Here is a 925-nt window from a genome sequence, read left to right on the forward strand (position 1 = left end):
CTAGTGTCCTGAGTCATTAATTGCAATCTAGTTGTTAGACTGGGTTGTGCCGACGCCTCGTGCTGCTGAGATCGTGTTGACCGCTGATGAGCGTGCTGAGCTGGAGGGGTGGGCGCGACGCCGTACCAGTGCGGCTGGGTTGGCGATGCGGTCGCGAATTGTGTTGGCCGCAGCCGATGGAGGTACCAACACTGAGTTGGCCGAGCGGCTCGGGTTGGCGATCGGCACGGTGCGTCGATGGCGCAATAGGTTCGTCGTCGATCGCTGCGACGGTCTGCTCGATGAGCCCCGGCCCGGCCGGCCGCGAGTCGTCGGTGATGAGCAGATCAAGGAATTGATCACCGCGACGCTGGAAACCACCCCAGAAGATGCCACCCACTGGTCAACGCGCTCGATGGCCGATCACCTGGGCTTGAGTCAGTCGATGGTCTCGCGGGTGTGGCGGGCGTTCGGATTGGCACCGCACAAGCAGGATTCGTGGAAACTGTCCAAGGATCCGTTGTTCGTCGAGAAGGTCCGCGACGTCGTCGGGCTCTACCTGGATCCGCCTGAGCGGGCCGTGGTGCTCTGCGTCGACGAGAAAACCCAGATCCAGGCACTCAACCGCACCCAGCCGGTGTTCCCGATGCTGCCGGGCACGCCAGCGAGGGCCAGCCACGACTACGTCCGGCACGGCACCTCAAGCTTGTACGCCGCCCTGGATCTGAGCACCGGCAAGGTCATCGGCTCACTGCACGCCCGCCACCGCGCCCAGGAGTTCCTGGCATTCTTGAAGAAGATCGACGCCGAAGTGCCCGCCGACCTGGACTGCCACGTCGTTCTCGACAACGCCTCCACCCACAAGACTCCAGCGGTAAAGCGTTGGCTGACAAACCATCCCCGGTTCGTCCTGCACTTCACCCCGACCAGCTCATCGTGGCTCAAT

General features: G+C 63.1%; 1 protein-coding gene. It reads left to right on the forward strand.

Annotation, left to right across the window (positions count from 1 at the left end):
- Window positions 1-46 precede the first annotated feature (46 nt).
- Window positions 47-925, forward strand: an 879-nt coding sequence (locus N416_RS0120010; RefSeq protein WP_024443873.1) for an IS630 family transposase, incomplete at its 3' end; no start/stop codon positions are given.

This window comes from Mycobacterium sp. UM_WGJ, from assembly GCF_000455125.1.
GTDB lineage: Bacteria > Actinomycetota > Actinomycetes > Mycobacteriales > Mycobacteriaceae > Mycobacterium.